Origin of the sequence: Thermus albus, assembly GCF_022760855.1 — a bacterium.
Taxonomy (GTDB): Bacteria; Deinococcota; Deinococci; order Deinococcales; family Thermaceae; genus Thermus; species Thermus albus.
Genome location: NZ_JAKTNR010000001.1, coordinates 143,905 through 162,566, shown reverse-complemented (window position 1 = coordinate 162,566; position 18,662 = coordinate 143,905). Strand labels below are relative to the sequence as shown.

At 62.8% G+C, this 18,662-nt stretch carries 16 protein-coding genes and 1 pseudogene; 10 read left to right on the top strand and 7 right to left on the bottom strand.

Annotated elements, in window-relative coordinates; all coding sequences use genetic code 11:
- Positions 1–3 precede the first annotated feature (3 nt).
- From L0D18_RS00825 to L0D18_RS00805, 5 genes are all read left to right on the top strand, one after another.
- Complete coding sequence (locus L0D18_RS00825) at positions 4–3,189, top strand: molybdopterin-dependent oxidoreductase (protein WP_243026769.1); 3,186 nt, start codon at positions 4–6, stop codon at positions 3,187–3,189.
- 73 nt (positions 3,190–3,262) lie between these two features.
- Positions 3,263–3,700, top strand: a complete 438-nt coding sequence (locus L0D18_RS00820; protein ID WP_341474576.1) for a hypothetical protein — start codon at positions 3,263–3,265, stop codon at positions 3,698–3,700.
- A gap of 9 nt (positions 3,701–3,709) precedes the next feature.
- Positions 3,710–4,153 (top strand): hypothetical protein, encoded by a 444-nt coding sequence (locus L0D18_RS00815; protein WP_243026767.1) that lies wholly within the window; start codon positions 3,710–3,712, stop codon positions 4,151–4,153.
- A gap of 15 nt (positions 4,154–4,168) precedes the next feature.
- Positions 4,169–4,720, top strand: a complete 552-nt coding sequence (locus L0D18_RS00810; protein WP_243026766.1) for a DOMON domain-containing protein — start codon at positions 4,169–4,171, stop codon at positions 4,718–4,720.
- A gap of 181 nt (positions 4,721–4,901) precedes the next feature.
- Complete coding sequence (locus L0D18_RS00805) at positions 4,902–6,104, top strand: YeeE/YedE family protein (RefSeq protein ID WP_243026765.1); 1,203 nt, start codon at positions 4,902–4,904, stop codon at positions 6,102–6,104.
- Here the strand turns inward: L0D18_RS00805 and L0D18_RS00800 are convergent.
- Genes L0D18_RS00800 through carH form a run of 3 tightly spaced genes read right to left on the bottom strand, consistent with a single transcriptional unit; the run spans position 6,094 to position 8,378 of the window.
- Positions 6,094–6,957 carry an NAD-dependent epimerase/dehydratase family protein gene (locus tag L0D18_RS00800; RefSeq protein ID WP_243026764.1) on the bottom strand — a complete coding sequence of 288 codons (864 nt, stop codon included), beginning with the start codon at positions 6,955–6,957 and terminating at the stop codon, positions 6,094–6,096. The genes L0D18_RS00805 and L0D18_RS00800 overlap by 11 nt on opposite strands.
- Positions 6,958–7,545, bottom strand: a complete 588-nt coding sequence (gene ldrP, locus L0D18_RS00795; protein WP_243026763.1) for a transcriptional regulator LdrP — start codon at positions 7,543–7,545, stop codon at positions 6,958–6,960.
- A complete protein-coding gene (gene carH, locus L0D18_RS00790; RefSeq protein ID WP_243026762.1) occupies positions 7,542–8,378 on the bottom strand; it encodes an HTH-type transcriptional repressor CarH in 837 nt (278 codons plus the stop codon). The genes ldrP and carH overlap by 4 nt, the downstream gene beginning before the upstream one ends.
- A 117-nt stretch (positions 8,379–8,495) precedes the next feature.
- On the opposite strand from carH, the pseudogene L0D18_RS00785 reads away from it, so the two are divergent.
- Both L0D18_RS00785 and fni read left to right on the top strand, forming a co-directional pair.
- Positions 8,496–9,340: pseudogene (locus L0D18_RS00785) on the top strand (phytoene/squalene synthase family protein).
- 24 nt (positions 9,341–9,364) lie between these two features.
- The gene (gene fni / locus L0D18_RS00780) at positions 9,365–11,035 is read left to right on the top strand and encodes a type 2 isopentenyl-diphosphate Delta-isomerase (RefSeq protein ID WP_243027032.1); all 1,671 of its coding nucleotides are present in this window, start codon (positions 9,365–9,367) and stop codon (positions 11,033–11,035) included.
- On the opposite strand, the gene L0D18_RS00775 is transcribed toward fni, so the two are convergent.
- From L0D18_RS00775 to L0D18_RS00765, 3 genes are all read right to left on the bottom strand, one after another.
- Positions 11,013–11,957 carry a YbgA family protein gene (locus L0D18_RS00775; RefSeq protein WP_243026761.1) on the bottom strand — a complete coding sequence of 315 codons (945 nt, stop codon included), beginning with the start codon at positions 11,955–11,957 and terminating at the stop codon, positions 11,013–11,015. The two genes, fni and L0D18_RS00775, sit on opposite strands and share 23 nt — an antisense overlap.
- Before the next feature lie 278 nt (positions 11,958–12,235).
- Entirely contained in the window at positions 12,236–14,821 is a 2,586-nt protein-coding gene (locus L0D18_RS00770) for an arsenate reductase (azurin) large subunit (protein ID WP_243026760.1), read from the bottom strand.
- A 12-nt stretch (positions 14,822–14,833) separates the two neighbouring features.
- Positions 14,834–15,316, bottom strand: coding sequence for an arsenate reductase (azurin) small subunit (locus L0D18_RS00765; RefSeq protein ID WP_243026759.1), 483 nt, complete (start codon positions 15,314–15,316; stop codon positions 14,834–14,836).
- 209 nt (positions 15,317–15,525) lie between these two features.
- Here L0D18_RS00765 and L0D18_RS00760 point away from each other — a divergent pair, with 209 nt between their 5' ends.
- Genes L0D18_RS00760 through mntR form a run of 3 tightly spaced genes read left to right on the top strand, consistent with a single transcriptional unit; the run spans position 15,526 to position 17,552 of the window.
- Positions 15,526–15,870 carry an ArsR/SmtB family transcription factor gene (locus L0D18_RS00760; protein WP_243026758.1) on the top strand — a complete coding sequence of 115 codons (345 nt, stop codon included), beginning with the start codon at positions 15,526–15,528 and terminating at the stop codon, positions 15,868–15,870.
- A 39-nt stretch (positions 15,871–15,909) separates the two neighbouring features.
- Entirely contained in the window at positions 15,910–16,818 is a 909-nt protein-coding gene (locus L0D18_RS00755) for a DUF72 domain-containing protein (protein ID WP_243026757.1), read from the top strand.
- A gap of 29 nt (positions 16,819–16,847) precedes the next feature.
- A complete protein-coding gene (gene mntR / locus L0D18_RS00750; RefSeq protein WP_243026756.1) occupies positions 16,848–17,552 on the top strand; it encodes a manganese-dependent transcriptional regulator MntR in 705 nt (234 codons plus the stop codon).
- Here mntR and L0D18_RS00745 read toward each other — a convergent pair.
- On the bottom strand, positions 17,499–18,662 hold the full coding sequence (locus L0D18_RS00745) for a serine hydrolase domain-containing protein (protein WP_243026755.1): 1,164 nt from the start codon (positions 18,660–18,662) through the stop codon (positions 17,499–17,501). The genes mntR and L0D18_RS00745 overlap by 54 nt on opposite strands.

Genomic DNA, 18,662 nt, shown 5'->3' with positions numbered 1-18,662 from the left:
AGCATGGAAAAGCTTTCCCGGCGCGAGCTTTTGAAACTTTCCAGCGCAGGCGCTCTGCTGGGACCTGTGGGCCTGGCACTGCAGGAGCAAAGCGCCCAAGGCATGGAAGCCTACGAGATCCAACTTCCAGAAAACACCATCTACTCTACCTGCCTCCAGTGCAACACCGGCTGCCCCATCAAGGTGAAGCTCTACGAGGGCGTGGCCGCCAAGATTGACGGCAACCCCCTCTCCCCTTGGACCTTCCGCCCCCATCTGTCCCTCAACACCGATATCCACACCCTGGCCAAGGTGGATGGGGCCCTCTGCCCCAAGGGCCAGGCGGGCATCCAAACCACCTACGATCCTTACCGGATCCGCAAGGTGCTCAAACGGGCAGGCCCCAGGGGAAGCGGCAAGTGGGAAGAGATTCCCTTCCACCAAGCGGTTAAGGAAATAGTGGAAGGTGGGAAACTTTTTGCCCACCTGGGGGATGACCGGGTCTACCCTGGCCTTAAGGACCTCTGGGCCCTCAGGGACCCGGAGATCATGAAGCGGATGGCCCAGGCGGTGAGGGCCATTTGGGCGGAAAAGGATCGGGAGAAGAAGAAGGCCCTGGTGGAGAAGTTCAAGGAAGACTTCAAGGAGCATCTCCACACCCTCATTGACCCCGATCACCCCGACCTCGGCCCCAAGAACAACCAGGTGGTCTTCGCCTGGGGCCGGCTCAAGGCAGGCCGCTCGGACTTCATTCGCTGGTTCTTCTCGCAAAGCTTCGGTACCGTAAACCTCCACGGCCACACCACCGTCTGCCAGGGCTCCTTGTACTTCACCGGCAAGGCCATGAGCGAACAACCCACCTTTGATACCACCGGGAAGCTTTCCTGGTCGGGTGGGGCCAAGTTCTACTGGCAAGCGGACCTATCCAAGGCCCGCTTCGTGGTGTTCGTGGGGGCCAACGTCTTTGAGGGAAACTATGGCCCTCCCCTAAGGGTGGGCTGGATCACGGAACGGGCCAGCAAGGGGGAACTGGAATACGCCATCGTGGACCCGTGGGCGCAAAAGGCGGTAAAGGGTGCCAGCCGCTGGATCGCTCCCAAACCCGGCCACGACGCCGCCATCGCCATGGGGGTGATCCGGCTCCTAATGGAGTGGGGCAAGATAGACCGCAAGTTCCTCTCCGCTGCCAATAGGGCCGCGGCCAAGGCCATTGGTGAAAGCAGCTGGACCAACGCCACCTGGCTGGTGAAACTCAAAGACGGCAAGCCAGAAAGGCTTCTTAGGGCCAGCGACCTGGGCCTCGCCAAGCCTAAGGCCAAGGTGGGGGATAAGGAGGTGGAGCTGGACGCTCCTGTGGTCCTACAGGAGGGCCGGCCCGCGGCCTTCAACCCCAACGACGAGGGCCAGCCGGTCTTTGGCGACCTCTGGGTGAACACCACCTTGAACGGCATTCCGGTGAAGAGCGCCCTCGAGCTGATCAAAGAGGAAGCCTTCCGCCACCAGGTGAGGACCTGGGCAGCCTTCGCCGGGGTACAGGAGGAGGACATCCGCTTCCTGGCAGAAAAACTTGCCCAATATGGCAAGAAGGCCGTAGTGGACGTCCACCGAGGAGCCAGCCAGCACACCAACGGCTTCTACAATGCCCTGTCTTGGTTCACGGTGAACGCCCTCCTGGGCAACATCGACCACCAAGGCGGGTTTGTCCAGGCCAGCACCTACGACATCACCGGGGGCAGGGCGGGCGGTCCCTTCCCCATGGGCAAGCTTCATCCCAAGCCCCTCTCTCCCTTCGGCATTAGCCTCATCCGCCATGAGGTCAAGTATGAGGACACCACCCTCTTTGCGGGCTTCCCCGCCAAGCGGCCCTGGTATCCCCATGCCTCCGATGTTTACCAGGAAATCCTGCCCTCCGCAGCCCAAGGCTACCCCTATCCGGTGAAGATCCTCTTCCACTACATGGGCTCTCCCGCCTACGCCCTCCCCGGGGGTAGCGAACAAATCCAGGCCATGCTGGACCCGGACAAGATCCCCCTCATCGTGGCCTTTGACATCGTGGTGGGGGACACCTACCTCTTCGCCGACTACATCATCCCCGACCTCTCCTACCTGGAACGCTGGGAGTTCCACGGGAGCCACCCCTCCATCATCTGGAAGGTGCAGCCCGTGCGGCAGCCCACCATTGCCCCCATTCCCGAGGAAGTGGAAGTCTTCGGGGAAAAGATGCCCATCTCCCTGGAAAGCTTCCTCATGGCCTTGGCGGAACACCTAGGCTTGCCCGGTTTCGGGGCAAAGGGGTTCGCCAATGGCATGCCCTTCACCCACCCCGACCACTTCTACCTGAAGCTGGCCGCCAATCTGGCCTTTGGGGAGAAAGCGGATGGGTCGGATGCCCTTCCTGAGGCCAGTGAGGAGGAGCTCGAGGTCTTCCGCCAAGCCCGCCGTCACCTTCCCCCCACGGTCTTTGCTGAGGAACGCTGGCGCAAGGCCATCGGCGACGAGAGCCTCTTCCGCCGCACCGTCTACCTCCTGAACCGGGGCGGGCGCTTCCAGGAGTTCCACAAGGCCTACGCCCCAGGCGATCTGGTGGCCAACCGTTACGGAAAGCAGGTCAACCTCTTCCTGGAAAAGCAGGCCCTATCCCTCCACCCCATGACGGGGAAGCCCTACTGGCCCTTGCCCGCTTACTTCCTCCCCTACCAGGATGTCTTGGGCAACCAGCTCCGCGACCTTGGATATGGCCTGACCCTCCTCACCCACAAGAACATCCTCCAGACCAAGAGCCGTACCATCAGCAACTACTGGCTCCTGGCCATCAAACCCGAGAACGAGATCCTGGTCAACGCCCAGGATGCGGCACGCCTTGGTCTACGGGATGGCCAGCTGGTCAAGGTGGTCTCCGCCACCAACCCCAAAGGGGAATGGGATCTGGGGCCTTTCGGCAAGAAGCCTATGGTGGGGAAGGTCAAGGTGGTGCAAGGGCTTAGGCCCGGTTGCGTGGCCTTCCCCTTAGGCTTTGGCCACTGGGCCTATGGCGCCAGCGACATCGTGATCAACGGCCAGGTGGTGAAAGGAGACCCCAGGCGGGCCAAGGGCATTCACGCCAACGCCGCCATGCGCCTGGACCCCTACCTCAAGGACATGGCCCTCACCGACGTGGTGGGAGGGAGCGTGGTCTTCTACGAAACGCGGGTTAACCTGATTCCCGTCTAGGAATGTCCCCCGGGATTGCTCCCGGGGGACATCCTTCCTGGGCTACCCAGGATAACCTTTAAGGAGGTGAAGGATGATACCCGCCTTTAGAAGCGCAAACACCACAACCCAATGGGCTTTGGAGTTCATCCGCCTGGTCATGCTCCTCCTATGCCTGGTGGGATGGGTGATGTATCCGGTGGAGCTTCTGCTTCTGGACCACTGGACGGAAAGTTGGCAGAGCAAGATCCCTTTCTTTGTCGCTATCCCCGGCTTTGTCTTCACCCTGTGGATGCTCTTTGACCGTAGGACTCCCTGGGTGCGCTGGGCCTTCATCCTTACCATGTGGGCCTCGGTGTTCACAGGGGTCTTGGGGGCCTACTTTCACCTGCTTTGGAACTTTGAGGGCGAGGTGGCTTGGAACTTTGAAGCCGCCATGCAAGCCATGGCAGGAAGCCGCCCGGTGCTGGCGGCCATGGCCTTCACCCATATGGGGGTAACCGGGCTTCTGGCCATCTACCGGGCCAGGTAGGAGGGGGATATGGTAGAAGCCTTGATCAAAGCCAAAACCGAGGAGGAAAGGCTTCTGGAGTTTCTTCGCTCCACCTTTCTTCTCATCGCCATGGTGGGTTTTGTCTTCTACGGCATGGAGCACTGGGTTTTGGACCACTGGACGGATAGCTGGCAGAGCCGAATTCCTTTCTTTGTTTCCCTGGTGGGATTTCCCCTGACCCTGCTCATGTTCTTCCACCGGGGCAAGTGGGTGCGCTATCCCTTCCTGCTTTGGATGCTGGTGAGCGTGCTCGCCGGCATCATCGGGGCCTACTACCACCTGGTTTGGAACGCCCAGGATGCCGAGGTAAGCCTCTGGAGCCTTTCCGGTTTCCTCGAGGCCTTCAAGGGAAGCCGGCCGGTTTTAGCAGCTTTGGCCCACACCCACGTGGGCGCGGTAGCCTTCGTGGTGGGGATCACCATAAAGGACTAAGGGGGTGATGGGAAGATGAGACGATGGATCTGGCTTTTGGTGTTGGCCCTAGGCGTGGCGGGAGCCCAGGCTCCCAAGGTGGATGGAAGGATTGCAAGCGGGGAGTACGCCAAAACCTATAAGCACGAGAAAAGCGGCATTACCCTCTACTGGAGCGTCGTAGGGGATACCCTCTACCTGGCCCTCGAGGGCAAGAGCAAGGGCTGGATTGGCATCGGCTTCTTGTCGGAAAAGACCGACAAGAAGAAGGGGGGCGACCAATACATCTTCTACATGGATGGGGGCAAGCTGGTGGCCCTGGATATGTACCAGACCAAGCGGACAGGAGCCCCTGTGGCCGACGAAAAAGAGGGGGGTAAAAACTCCATCTTGGCCGCTGCGGCCACCTATGAGAACGATACCTGGGTGGTGGAGTTCAGCCGCAAGCTGAAGACCGGAGAACCCACCGACGTGGAGATTGTACCCGGGAAGAAGGTGATCGTCATGTTGGCCTACGCTGGGAAAATGGACCCCAAGGAGGAGCACAAGAAGACCGAGCGGTGGTATCTCGAAGACTTCGCGTTTTAATCCTTACTCGGACTCCGAACCCTGAACTCATGGCTATGCCGCACGCGCTCCCGCGGGCTCTCTAAAGGGCCCGCGATACCCATGCCTTTGGCAAAAGGGCCCAAAAGAGGCCTCTCCTACATCCCCTTGCCAGCCTATTTATACCCTTGACTTTTATATACTCATAGGTATACTGTAACGCATGCGCGGCCTACGATCGAGCCGAAACCTCTATCTCAGCCTCTTTCTTCTCTCGGCCCTAGGCCTCTCCTACAGCATCCTCCAAGCCTCTGGCTCCCGGCTCTTACTGGCTTTCTGGGTGGCGATACTCCTGGGCCTTGCCCTTTTCCACGCTAAGTTCGGCTTCGCCTCAGGCTTCCGCCGCTTCCTCCTCACGGGGGAAAGCCGCCTCTTAAGGGCTCACTTCCTCCTCTTTGCCCTCACTAGCCTCCTCTTCTTCCCCTTTCTAGCAAAAGGCGAAGCTCTTGGCCAGGCGGTACAGGGCTTTGTGATGCCCGTAGGCATAGCCCTGGCGGTGGGGGCCTTCCTTTTTGGCGTCGGCATGCAGCTGGGGGATGGCTGCGCCTCGGGTACCCTTTACCACACGGGAAGTGGAGACAGCCGAGGCGTTTTGGTCCTGCTGGGGTTCATGGTGGGGTCCTTGCTGGGGGTCTACCACCTGCCCTACTGGCAAACCCTTCCCAGTTGGAATCCGGGAAGCGCCCTGCATTGGTTTCCTTCCCCCTTCCTGGGTTTGGTCCTATGGCTAGGCTTCTTGTCCCTCCTCTACCTTGGGGTTAGCTGGGTGGAAAGACAGCGGACGGGCCGGGTGGAACCCCTGTGGCGAAGGGAGGCCACCCATCCCCTCTTCGGTCCATGGAGCCTGGTGGTGGGGGCAGGCGTTTTAGCCTTGGGTAGCCTCTGCATCCTCCTCCTCTTGGGCCGGCCCTGGGGCATCACGGCTGCCTTTGCCCTTTGGGGGGGAAAGCTGGCCCAGGCCATGGGCCTTCCGGTGCTGGACTGGGCCCTTTTCCACAACCCTGCCTTTGCGGAAAGGCTGGAGCAAAGCCTCCTCAAGGATCCCACCAGCGTCACCAACTTCGGAGTCTTCCTTGGAGCTTTCCTAGGAGCTGTCCTAGGCGGAGCCTTCCGGCTCCGGGACCTGCGCCAAATCCCCTGGACCACCCACCTGGGGGTTTTTCTCGGGGGGGTCCTGATGGGTTACGGCGCCCGGCTCTCCGGAGGGTGCAACATCGGGGCCTATCTGGGGGGCACGGCCTCCTTTAGCCTGCACGGTCCCCTTTGGGGAGTATTCGCCCTCTTAGGCACAGCCTTAGGAGTCCGCCTCCGCCCCGCCTGCCGGCTGGAAAACGAAAGCAGACCCACCGGGTTGCCTAGCACCTGAGGTAGGTGGGTAGGATCTCCCCTAGGGCCTTGGGCGAAGGGAGGAGGTCCCTTAAGTACTCGGGGAAGGGAGCGGTATTCCCTCCTTTGAGCATAAGGTACTGGTCGCGGGTGAGGGGGGAGAAGGGAAGGAGGGAAAGCAGGGGGACCACGAGGTCCATGAGGACCAAGGGGATGGGCAAAAGGGGTTTTTTCCGCCCCAGGACCTCCATGGTGAGCATAAGAAGCTCACGGAAGGTATACTCCTTGGGCCCCACCAGCTCAAAGGTGCCCTCGAGGCCCCTGTCCAAGGCCTGGGCGAAGGCCTCGGCCACATCCCCCACGTACACCGGGCGGAAGGGAAACCGCCCATCCCCGATGAGGGGCACGAAGGGCAAGGGCCCGCACACCAAACCCCTAAGCACCTGGCCGAAGAACTCATCCCCTGGACCGAAGATCAGGCTCGGGCGGAAGATGGCGTAGCTTAGGCCGCTTTCCCGCACCAGCTCCTCCGCCTCGGCCTTGGTTTCGTAGTAACGGCTACCCGTCCCCCGCCTGGCCCCTAGGGCCGACATGTGGAGAACCCGCTTCACCCCAGCTCGCTCTAGACCTTGCAGGAGGTTCCTTACTCCTTCCACATGAACCTGGTGGAAGGTCTGGCCCCTTTCCCGGATGATCCCCGCCAGGTAGATGCCGGCCTCCACCCCTCCCAGGTCCGGCACCTGCCGGGTGATGTCCCCCGGGAGGTGGACCGCCCCAGGGGGAAGGTGCCGGGGGGTGCGGGAGAGAACCAGGGGGATGTGGCCCCTTTGCAGAAGGAGGGCCACCAGGTGGCGGCCCACAAACCCTGTACCCCCCACCACAAGGACCCGCATCTAGGCCGCCTCGAGGATCCCCTGGGCCTCCCTTTCCAGGGCCTGCAGGTTTAGGAGGTACACCTTGCGATACGCGGTGGTGATGAGCCCCTCGTACCGCAGGTCCGAAAGGATCTTGGAAACGGACTCCCGCGTGGAGGCGGTAGCATCGGCGATCTCCTCATGGGAAACGGTTACGAAAAGCCCGTGCTCATCGCGGAAGAAGGCCGGCGTGTCCGAGAGGAAGAGGAGGTAACGGGCAATCCTAGCCCGAAGCTCCCCCGACTGAAGGTGGGCTTCATAAGCTTGTACCCGCCGCATCTGCCGGGCCAGGTTGCGGGCCACCTGGTGCAGGGCCTCATGGTCCATGCCCTTGGGGTCCATGCCCTCCACCACCGCTTCCGTCATGGCCTCGGCGGCATAGCGGTAACGCTTCCCCTCCAAAGCCTCCTCGCCGAAAAAGTCCCCGGGAAGCACATGGCGCAGGGTGAGGGTGCGCCCGTCGGGCAGGAGCTCCACGATGCGCACCAACCCCGACTGCAGACGGTACAGGGTGTCCGCCCGATCCCCGGCCAAAAACACCGTCTCCTTACGATTAAACCGCTTCATGCTGCCTCCTCCAACACCTGGGGCAAGGCCTCCAGGTCCTGCACATACCAGGCTCCAAGCCGTTTAGCCTCCTCGGGATTCGCTCCCGGCCCGCCCACCAAAACCAGGGGGGCCAAATCCTCGAGGGCTCCCTCGGGAAGGGACTTAAGGGTCTCCGGAAGCAGGCACGAAAGCACCACCGCCCGCGCCCTAAGCTCTTGCGCCAGACCCTTGAGGTCAGGGAGGGGGGTATCGGGCCCCAAGTACAGGGCGGGAAATCCCCGCCGCCTGAGGTGGTAGGCCGCCAACATGGCCCCCAGCTCGTGCCGCTCCCCAGGGGGCGTGGTGACCAGAAGGGGTGCGCCCCGGGGATACCCCGCCAGGTCCAAAAGCTCCTGGAGCCTAGAGCGGAGGAACTGGGTGGCCAGGTGTTCCTGGGCCACGTTCACCTCTCCCCGATGCCACCGATCCCCCACCTCCTTGAGCACCGGCACCAGGAGGCCCCTCAAGGCCCCTTCTGGCCCCAGGAGCTTGACTCCCCGGCGGAAAAGGGCCTCAGCCCGAGGGAGATCCGCCTCCAAAAGGGCCGAAAGGAGCTCCTGGGGAAGCCCCTCAGGTCTGGACTCCTGGGCCAGGTAGCGCCGGATGGCCGCCTGGGGGGAGGCCCCCTCCTCCAGCCAGCGGCGGATCACCAAAAGGGCCTCCACCTCCTCTGGCCGGTAGAGGCGATGGCCCCCAGGGGTCCTCTCGGGTTTGGGGAAGCCATACCGCCTCTCCCACTGCCGCAGCACCTCGGCGGAAAGACCGGTCAAGGCTTCCACTTGGGCGATGGTGTACACCCCAGCCTGGGTCATGTCCTTAGAATAAGGGGATGTATAGATTTTGTCAAGGTACTGTCCACTTGCAAAGTGTAGCAGGGACAAAAGTCTTTCTTCCCTTGTGGAATTATGGTAAAAAGGTTATGGAGCCTAATGGAGCCTAATTGGAGGGCCCTAGCCCACGTCCTCCGCCGCCATTCCGCCACCTTCTACTGGGGAAGCCTCCTTTTCCCCAAGGAGGAGCGCAAAGGGGCGTGGGCCGTCTACGCCGCCTGCCGCTTGGGGGATGAAGCCGTGGACGGGCCCAACGCTGGGAAGGAGGCCCTGGAAGCCTGGTGGCAGGGAGTGGAACACGCCTTTTCGGGAACACCTCGGGCGGAATGGGAAAAGGGCTTGGCCTGGGCCCTAGCCCGCTAGCCTATACCCAAAGAGGCCTTTGCGCACATGCGGGAAGGTTTCCGCCTAGACCTGAAGCCCGTGCGCCTAAAAACAGAGGAGGAGCTCCTGCGCTACTGCTACCAGGTGGCCGGCACCGTGGGCCGGATGATGGCCCCTATCGCTGGTGGTAAGAGGTGGAGGAAAGGGCCATCCTCCTGGGCCAGGCCATGCAGCTCACCAACATCCTCCGGGATGTGGGGGAAGACCTGGGGCGGGACCGGGTCTACCTTCCGGCAGAACTCCTGGAGCGCTTTGGCGTATCCCTGGTCCACTTGGAGGAGGGCCGGATTACACCCGAGTACCAAAACCTCATGGCCCACCTGGAAAGCCGGGCCCGCCTCCTTTACCAGGAGGGGCTTAAGGGCCTTTCTGGCCTTCGGGTGGGTAAGGGAGCCGTAGCCCTCGCCGCCTTGCAGTACCAAGCCATTTTGGACAAGCTAAGGCTTTCCGGATACGACAACCTGCGCCAAAGGGCCCATCTAAAGCCTTGGGAAAGGCTTTGGCTTCTACCCCAGGCCTTCAGGATGTCGCAAAAAGCGTCCCTGGCCACGGAACTCTGACCCAGGGAAGGGTAGCCTCCTCCCATATACCTGGTTTGGCACCGAGGGGATCTGCGGCTCGCCGACCACCCCGCCCTCTTGGAAGCCCTAGCCCAGGGGCCGGTGGTGGGCCTGGTGGTCCTGGACCCCAATAACCTAAAGACCACGCCCCGGCGCCGGGCCTGGTTCCTGGAAAACGTCCGCGCCCTCAGGGAGGAGTACCACCGGCGTGGGGGAAGCCTATGGGTGGTCCAGGGCTACCCTTGGGAAAGGGTCCCGGAGATTGCCCGCCGCCTTCGGGCCAAAGGAGTGTATGCCCTGAAGGCCTACACCCCGTACGGGCGGTACCGGGATGCCCGGGTGCGGGAGGCCCTTTCCGTTCCCCTTCACCTCCTCCCTGCCCCCCATCTGATCCCTCCTGACCTCCCCCGGCCCTACCGGGTCTACACCCCCTTTAGCCGTCATTTTCAGGGAATAGACCCCCCCCTTCCCGCCCCGGAGGCCTTGCCTCGAGCCCCAGAGGAAGGGGAGATCCCTAAGGAAGACCCGGGACTTTCCCTGCCCGAGCCCGGGGAAAGCGCCGCCTGGGAGAGGCTTCGCCGGTTTCTGGAGAAGGGGATTGAGGTCTACCACCTAAAGCGGGACCGGCTGGATGGGGAGGGGGGCTCGAGGCTCTCCCCCTACTTCACCCTGGGAGTCCTCTCCCCCCGACAGGCCGCTTGGGAAGCGCTAAAACGGGATGGGAAAGGGGCGAGGAAAGGGGTTTCTGAACTCCTTTGGCGGGACTTTTCCTACCACCTCCTCTACCACGCCCTGGCGGGCCTAAGCCTTTCCCAGGTGGACCTCACCACCCCCTTCCTGGGCAAGGAGCTAAAGGCCCCCTTCCTCATCGGGGCCATGACCGGGGGGGAAGCCCTTGGGGAACGCATCAACCTGGCCCTAGCCGAGGCCGCCGAGGCCCTGGGGGTGGGGATGATGCTGGGCTCGGGCCGGGTGGTGCTGGAACGGCCCGAAGCATTAAGGAGCTTTCGGGTGCGCAAGGTAGCCCCCAAGGCCCTCCTTGTGGCCAATCTGGGAGTGGTGCAGCTAAGGCGTTACCGCCGGGAGGACTTGGTTCGGCTGGTGGAGCTTTTGGAGGCGGACGCCCTGGCCCTCCACCTCAACCCCCTCCAGGAGGCGGTGCAAAAAGGGGATACGGACTTCCGGGGGCTTCTTGGCCTGCTGGAGAGCCTTCTTCCCCTCCCCTTCCCGGTGATGGTGAAGGAGGTGGGGCACGGCCTCGGCCGCGAAGCCGCCAAGGCCCTTAAGGACCTTCCCCTCGCCGCCATAGACGTGGCCGGGGCCGGGGGCACCAGCTGGGCCCGGGTGGAGGAGTGGGTGCGCTACGGGGAGGTGCGCCACCCCGAGCTCTGCGAGATCGGCATTCCCACGGCCCAAGCGATCCAGGAGGTGCGGGAGGTCCTCCCCCACATCCCCCTGGTGGCCTCTGGAGGGGTGTACACGGGAACCGACGCCGTGAAGGCCCTAGCCTTGGGGGCGGACCTGGTGGCCGTGGCCAGGCCCCTCCTAAAACCGGCCCTAGAGGGCCCTAAGGCCGTGCAGGCCTTCTTGGAGGACTACCTAGGGGAGATGCGCACCGCCCTCTTCGCCATCGGGGCCAAGGGCCCAAAGGAAGCCCGGGGACGCATTGAGCCTAGGAGCTCCTCAGGTCCATGAGGGCCCTGGGGTAGGGCTCAAAAAGGGCCTGGGCCTCCAGGTAATCCTCCCCAAAGCGCACGGCCCAGGAACGGAGGAGGGCCAAGGGGGCCTCGAGGGGCACCCTCCCTCCCCGAAAGTCCGCCAAGAGGTCCAGAAAATGGGCCTTTTCCCTGGGAGAAAGCGCCCTTTTGAAGTACCCAAAGGCGTGGAGCAGGGCATCGGCCATGGAGGGAAGGCGAAAGGGATGCCGGGTCGTTCGGATAAACCCCTCCTCATAGGCTCCACGCACCTCCTGGAAGGGTCTCCCTTTAGCCTCCGCCAAGAGCCTTCCCAAGCCTCGAGTCTCAGCTTGGTGGTGGGCGTGGAGCAGGAGCTTATACCGGGCATGAAACGCCATAAGGCCTCCCAGGTCCCGTACCTCCCTAAGCCGGGCCAAACCGAAAATCCGCGCGAGAAAGTGGGACCGGATCCGGGCACTGGTGAGCCGACCCTCGTCCTCCTTGGGCAGGAGGGGAAAGGCCTCCTCCACCCTCTTTGCGAAAAGTCCCGGCCCCCTGGCCACCGCCCCACCCCGGTCCGCATAGGCATAGACCTTGGCGTCCTTAAGGGCACAGGAAGGAGAGCGGTTCTTGAGGATAAACCCCTCCACCTGGCCTAAGGAGGCAAGAAACCCCTGGCTAAAGGCCTGCATTCTCCCGGTGAGGTCCTCCCCGGTAAGGGGCTGGACCATGCGCACCCCCTCCCCCCCTCGCACCAGCCGCACCGTGGGCCTGGGGACCCCTAGGCCGATCTCCACCTCCGGGCACACGGGAATGAAGTCCACATGCTCCCGCAAGGCGGCCACAATCCGATCCGGTATCAGCTCCCCCGAATAGTGCACGGCGGAAAAGCCCAAGCAGGCGCTCACCACCACCCTCGGCCGAGGCCAAAAGGCTCCCATACGCCCATTGTCCCACGGAACCCATAGGGGGAACGTAGCCCTGGCCCTTCAGAACCCCCCTCCTGACGGGCTATCCCTCAGCCCTCGCCCATCCGACCTTTTCCCCCGGGATTCCATCCTCACCCTTGGGATCAACCTGAATCCACCCGGAAAGCAGCCTGCGGAGATCCCGCAAAACCTGGGCCGCCCTATGGCCAAGTCCTGGCGCCCCCAGGTTGGGCCCTGAGGAAAAGGAGGCCCCCGCCCCTTTCGGGGCGGGGATAGGCGAGCGTTAGGGGTTAGTCAAACTTGTTCTGCTGCAGGAGGCTTGCCGTTTGCTGCACCGAGGGGATGCTTCCCGCAAGCTTGCGCAGGTTGGCCCGGGTCCCCTTGTACCAGGGGATGGTGGTCTTGGGATCGGTGTAGCCGGAGATTAGGGAGTTGGACGTACCCCGCCAGTGGTACATCACCAAGAAGATCAAGCCCGGCTTGACGGCGTCCGTCACGTAGACCATGAAGGTGCCGTTCCCCTCCTCGTTGTACACCTCCACCAGGTCCCCGGACTGGAGGCCAAGCCGCTTGGCGTCTTCAGGGTGGATTTCCACATAAGGCAGGGGCAAGGCCACGGCCTTTTCCGGCAACCGGCGGTCGTGGTAGGCCGTCTGCCAGATGGTCTGGGCCCGCCCGGTGGTGACCCAGAAGGGATACTGCCTGGCCTTTTCCCCTTCAAGGTACTTGGCCACCTCGGCGGGATACCCCTCCCAGTCGTCGGTACCGTACCACTTGAACTTGCCGTCGGAGGTACCGAACTTGTGGGTGTAACGGCGCACCGTACCCACCAGCTTCCCAGTCTTGGGATCCCGGCGCACGGGGGTCTGGATGCCCTGCTGGCCCACCTCCTTAAGGAACTTATAGGTGACGCCCTTGTAGTTCTCCGGCTCCAGCTTGGCCTCGTCTTCCTCGCTCACACGATTATCACCGAACTCTTCCGCCCCAGCCAGGAAGACATCCTCATCGGTCTTCCAGTTCTTGCCGAACTCAAACTTGGCCGCCTCCTGGGCCTTGCCCTCGGCCCGGTAGAGGTCAGCAAGGCGGAGGCCCACCAGCTTGAAGATCTCCCAGTCGGGCTTGGCCTCGCCGGGAGGGTCCATGAACTTCTCGTAAAGGCGGAGCAAGCGGCTATTGCAGTTAATGGACGTGTCGTTAGCCTCACCCCAAGCTGCACCAGGAAGGATCAGGTGGGCATCGCGGGCAACCTCCGTCATGTAGATGTCCTGGACCACCATGAAGAGGGCATCGGGATCGGAGTAGAGCACGTCCAGGATTTTCTTCACCCGCTCCCCTATGGTCCCGGGCTCCCCCCCCTGGCCCAAGGCCTTGGTGAGCTTCTCCGTGCGCTCGTGGATGCGCTTGCGGAAGACCTGGGCATTGGGGGTGGAAAGGTAAGGATCCGTGGCCACCACCCAGTAGAACTTGCCCTTACCCTCCACCAGGAACTTGTCCACGTTTACAGGAGGGCCGCCCCGGTAGATGGAACCCGGCGTGGGAGCAGGGGGCCGCACGTAGCCCTCCTGGTGCCCACCCTGGCGGCCACAACCCGTGCCCGGACGGCCGATGTTGTGGGTGAGGACCGCCAGCTGCACGATGGCCGCCACCTGGTCATAGTTTTTCATGTTCCAGATGACGCCCTTCTCGTAGATGGTGAGGGTGCGGCGCTTGAACTTGCCGGCCTTTGGCTTGGCAATCCAGTCGGCGGCCTTCTCAATCTGGGCCCGGGGCACCCCTGTAATCCGCTCAACCTGGGCCATGAACTCGGCGTAGGGCACCTGGAGCTTGAGGCTCTTCTGCTTGTACTCCTCAAAGAGCCCCATGTCGGTGCGGGCCTGCAGGTAGGCCATGTCGTAGTAACCCCGCTCCCAAACCACCCGCGCGATGGCGTTGGCCAGGATGTAGTCCGTGCCCAGGTTGGGCCGGAGGAGGAGAACCCGGTCCTTGGCCACGGTCTCAGCGATGGTGTAGGAAGAGATCTTCCGGGGGTCAACGACAATCAGGTAACCGGGTTCGGCGGGCTCTCCCTTCTCAAAGGCCTGCTGCTTCTCCGCCACCGTGTTCCCCTGGATGTTGGGGAGCATGTGCTCAGCGTAGAAAACCGTGGCGGTCTCATAAGTGTTAGCCCCCCAGAGAACGATGGTATCGGCCAGGCGAGCATCTTCGTAGGTGTAGTTAAGCTCGTGCACACCCCGCTCGCGGCTTCCCCAGACCTCGGAGTTGTAGGCGGGGCGATTATGGATGGCGATGTGCTTCACGGAAAGAGCGGCAAAGAAGAACTTGCCTAGACCGTAGTTGTCCTCAAAGCCCTGGCCTGAGCCCCCGTGGTCATAGGCTTTCACGGCGATGTTGTCGTCGTTGCCGTCCCGGTCGCGGATGCCCTTGATGACCCCGGCCACCAAGGTGAGGGCATCCTGCCAGGTGATGGCCTGGAACTGATCCCCAATCCGAAGGAGAGGGTATTCAAGCCGGTCCTGGGTGCCTCGGTCCAGGCTCCAAACGGTAACGGCGTTGGTGCCGCCACGGATGGAGTAGTTACCCCGGTTGATGGGGCTATCCTTGGCCGGCACAATCACCACGTGGTACTGCTGGCCATCCCGGCCGACAGTGACGGCATGCATGGTTTCCGTGTAGCTCTGACCAGCCAAAGGCGGCTGGGCCTGGGAAAGATCCAGGCCGAAGGCGTTCTGGTCAGGCTTCAGGCCGCCCTGCTGCCCCACAGGCCAAACGTACACCTTGTAGCCGCAACCCACGTTGCAGTACTGGCAGACGGTGTTGTGTACCCGAGCGTTCTTGGGGGGGATGGGAAGCTGGTCCCTTCTTGGAATGAGCGCCATACTCTATACCTCCTAAACGTTCTTGACACGGCCCCAAATAAGGCCGGCCACCGCTACCGCATAAATGTCGCCCTTGCCGTCAATACGAAGGGGGATCTGGGGGAGCCAGGAGCTGGCCAGGCCCTGGTAGGTCTGGCCGGCCTTGGCGGGGTCAAACATGGAGTAATGGCACCGGCAGATAAACCTCCCCCCCTCGTACTGGACGGGACAGCCCATGTGGGTGCAGAGGGCGGAAAAGGCCACGATGTCCCGCGCAGAACCCACACCCCCAACAGCCGGCTTGCCCAGCTTCACCAGGATGGCGGGGCTGGACGCATCCGGGTAGCTGAAGGTAACGGGCTGGCCCGTCTTCACCTGGGAAACATTGGCCACCTTCACCGCCGGGTAGGTGAGGCTGGGGGCGTACCCCAACTGGGCCTTGCCCCCTGCGGTGAAGAGAGCGGTGGCCGCCGCCGTGAGCTTTACAAACCGCCTACGGGAAAGGGTTTGTGTCATAGCTACACCTCCTTGGGTGCAATTGAAAGCTATCAAATGTCAGGGACATTTGTCAACCCATAAGCAAACGGTTTCAAATACTTCTCAGGGGTATCACGGCCTTAAGCCCGTCCCGAAGGGCAGTTTTCACACATAAAAATACACCCCTAGCATTCATAACCCGTTTTCCTTTACCTTGTCAAAGAAGCCCTTTTGCTATTCTGGAAGGCATGGAGCAGGCTCTCGTGCAAGGCCGCCTCGAGGCCCTGGCCCACCCCGCCCGCCTCACCATCGTTCGGCTTCTGGCTGAGCTTCCCGACGAGCACACCGCCTTTGACCCCCGGTGCGGAAGCGCCTACGGGGTCTGCTTCTGCCACCTGAAGGAGAAGACTGGGCTTTCCGGGCCCACGGTGAGCCACCACCTCAGGATCCTGCGCGAGGCGGGGCTGGTAGAGGGGGTGCGCGTGGGACGCTGGACTCATTTCCGTTTAAAACCTGGCGCCTTAGAAGCCCTGGCCTACGAGCTCCTCAACCTGGCCCGCCAGGCGCAAAGGGCCGCGGCCAAGGCAATCTGAACCCTTGCCCTAGGACGCCCCTCCTGCCACCATGGAGGCATGGGGGAGGTTCGGGTAGGCACCGCCAGCTGGACGGATGAGACCCTTCTTAACTCCGGCTGGTACCCTCCTGAGGTGCGAAACCATCCGGAAAAACGCCTCCGCTACTACGCCCAACACTTTGATACCGTGGAGGTGGACAGCACCTTCTACGCCCTGCCCCGACGGGAGGTGGTGGCCAAGTGGGCGGAAAGGACCCCACCGGGCTTCCTCTTCCACGTGAAGGCCTTTTCTGCCTTCACGGGGCACGGCCTCGAGGCCCCTGCGCTTTCCAAGGACCTCCGCATCCTGTTGCCCCGGCAGGAAGGCCACCTCTCCCAACGGGAAGTGCCCAAGGAGGTGGTGGAGGAAGCGTGGAACCGCTTCTTTGCCGCCATAGAACCCTTACGGGAGGCGGGCAAGCTGGGCTACCTGCACTTTGGCCTCCCCCCCTGGACCGAACCCAAGCCCCGAAGCTTCCAGTACCTGGAGCACCTGGCGGAAAGGACCCAAGGCTACCGGGTGGCGGTGGAGTTCCGCAACCCCAAGTGGTATGTGGCTTGGGGGTTTGTAAAGAAGGAGCTTGAGCGCTTGGGCCTCATCCACGTGAGCGTGGACGCGCCACCCCACCCCGAGGCCCCACCTCGGGTCCTGGAGCCCACCCATCCCGTGGCGGTGCTCCGCTGCCACGGAAGAAACGTGGCATCCTGGAAGGGCCCCCACCTCAAGCCCTACGAGCGTTTCAACTGGCGCTATTCGGCGGAGGAGCTGGAAGACCTCGCCCAGGCCACCCGTACCCTGGCGGAGAAGGCCAAAGCGGTTTTCGTCATTTTTAACAACAACTACGGCACCCAGGGGGTGGAAGCGGCCATGGGGCTTAAGGGTCTTTTGGGTCTGGGTCCACCCCCCTGGGCTGAGCAGCTCCTTTAACCTGGGGGATTCGTGCTACCTTGGGGAGGATGGGACGCCCTCCCCTGTCCGAGGCCCAGGAGGACTACTTGAAGCAGCTTTTCCTCCTGGAGGCGGAGCGGCAAGGCCCGGTGCCCACCCAGGCGCTTGCCGAGCGCCTGGGGGTTAAACCTCCCTCGGTGACGGAGATGCTTAAGAAGCTCACCGCCTTAGGCCTGGTGGAGCACGCCCCCTACCAGGGGGCCCGGCTCACCGAGGCCGGGCGGCGGATCGCCCTGGAGGTCCTAAGGCACCACCGGCTCCTCGAGGCCTACTTGCACCAGGCCCTGGGCTACGGCTGGGAGGAGGTCCATCAGGAGGCGGAAAGGCTTGAACATGTGATCAGCGAGGCCTTTGAGGAAAGGATTGCGGAGCTTTTGGGCCACCCCCTTTTTGACCCCCATGGGGATCCCATCCCCACCAAGGACTTGGCCTTGCCCAAGGCCTCAACCCGGCCTCTCTCCCAGGCCCCCCTAGGGGAAGCCCGGGTGGTCCGGGCCCTAGTCCAAGACCGAGGCACCCTAAACCTTCTCGCCCGACTCGGCCTGGTGCCAGGGGCCCGGGTCCGGGTGATGGCCCAGGAGGAAGGCGTGCGGGTGCGGGTAGAAGGACAAGACTACTTGCTCCCCCAAGAACTGGCCGCATGCGTAGGGGTGGAGCCCCTAGAGGGAAGCGTAAACCAAGGTGCGGAAGGCCAGGTGAAGCCTCTGCCCTAGGCGGGAGTGCAAGGCCCTTTCCGGCTCCAAGATGGACAGCAGGTTTGGAGCCTGGGTGAAAAGCAAGGCGGAAAGGCCCTGGCTGGGGTCCACGAAGAAGTAGGTACCGGCAAACCCCCACCAGTAAAAGTCTCCTGGATTGCCCGGGGCCATTCCCGCCGGACCCAACCTGACCGCCACCCCCAGGCCAAACCCGTAGCCGGGGCCAGGGGTGTACTCGAGGCCCCGCCGCAACCCCGCCTCGTACAGGGGGCCCAGGTGGTCCTGGGTCATAAGGCGGCAAAGGCGGGGATGTAAGAGGCCCCGGCCCGTGCGTAGGGCCTCCAGGAACCGCAGGTAGTCCAAGACCGTGCTCACGCCACCCAAGCCCCCCGCATACCGGGGCGGCTCCGCCTCCACGGGGATGAGGCGGATAGACCTACCCGTCTCCGGGTCTTTGGAAAAGGGTTGGGCCAAACGGGCGGGGTCGTGGGCCTGGAAACCAGAATCCCGCATGCCCAATGGTGAAAACACCCGGTCCCGCAGAAGTTCAGCCAGACTTTTCCCAGAAAGGGCTTCCAGGAGGTGCCCCAGTACATCGCTGGAAAGGCCGTATTCAAAAGCCTCACCCGGTTGGAAGCGCAAGGGTAGGGCAGAAAGCCGCTTCAAGAACTCCTCCCGGGAAAGGTCAAACCGGTCCACCCCCGCCTCCAGATAGAGCCCCTTGACCGGGGAGCGGAAGAAGACCCCGTAAGTGAAGCCCGCCGTGTGACGGAGGAGGTCGTAGACGGTAACCGGAGCCTTTAGCGCTTCCAGGACCACCTCCCCCCCCACCTCCCGCCCCACCTGAAGGCGGGAAAACTCGGGAAGGTACTCCTCCACTGGGTCCTGAAGGGAAAGGAGGCCTTCCTCCACAAAGGTGAGGGCCAGGGCGGAAACCCAGGGTTTGGTCATGGAGTAAATGCGGAAAAGGGCCTCCTCCCGCATGGGAAGGCCCTTTCCTGGGTCTAAGTATCCACCGACGCCTTGGTAGAACACCTCTCCCCCCCGGGCCACCAGGGCCACATACCCGGGGATCCGCCCCTCGGCCACCTGCCCCCTCAAAAAGGCCTCCAGTCGGGCAAAGTCCAT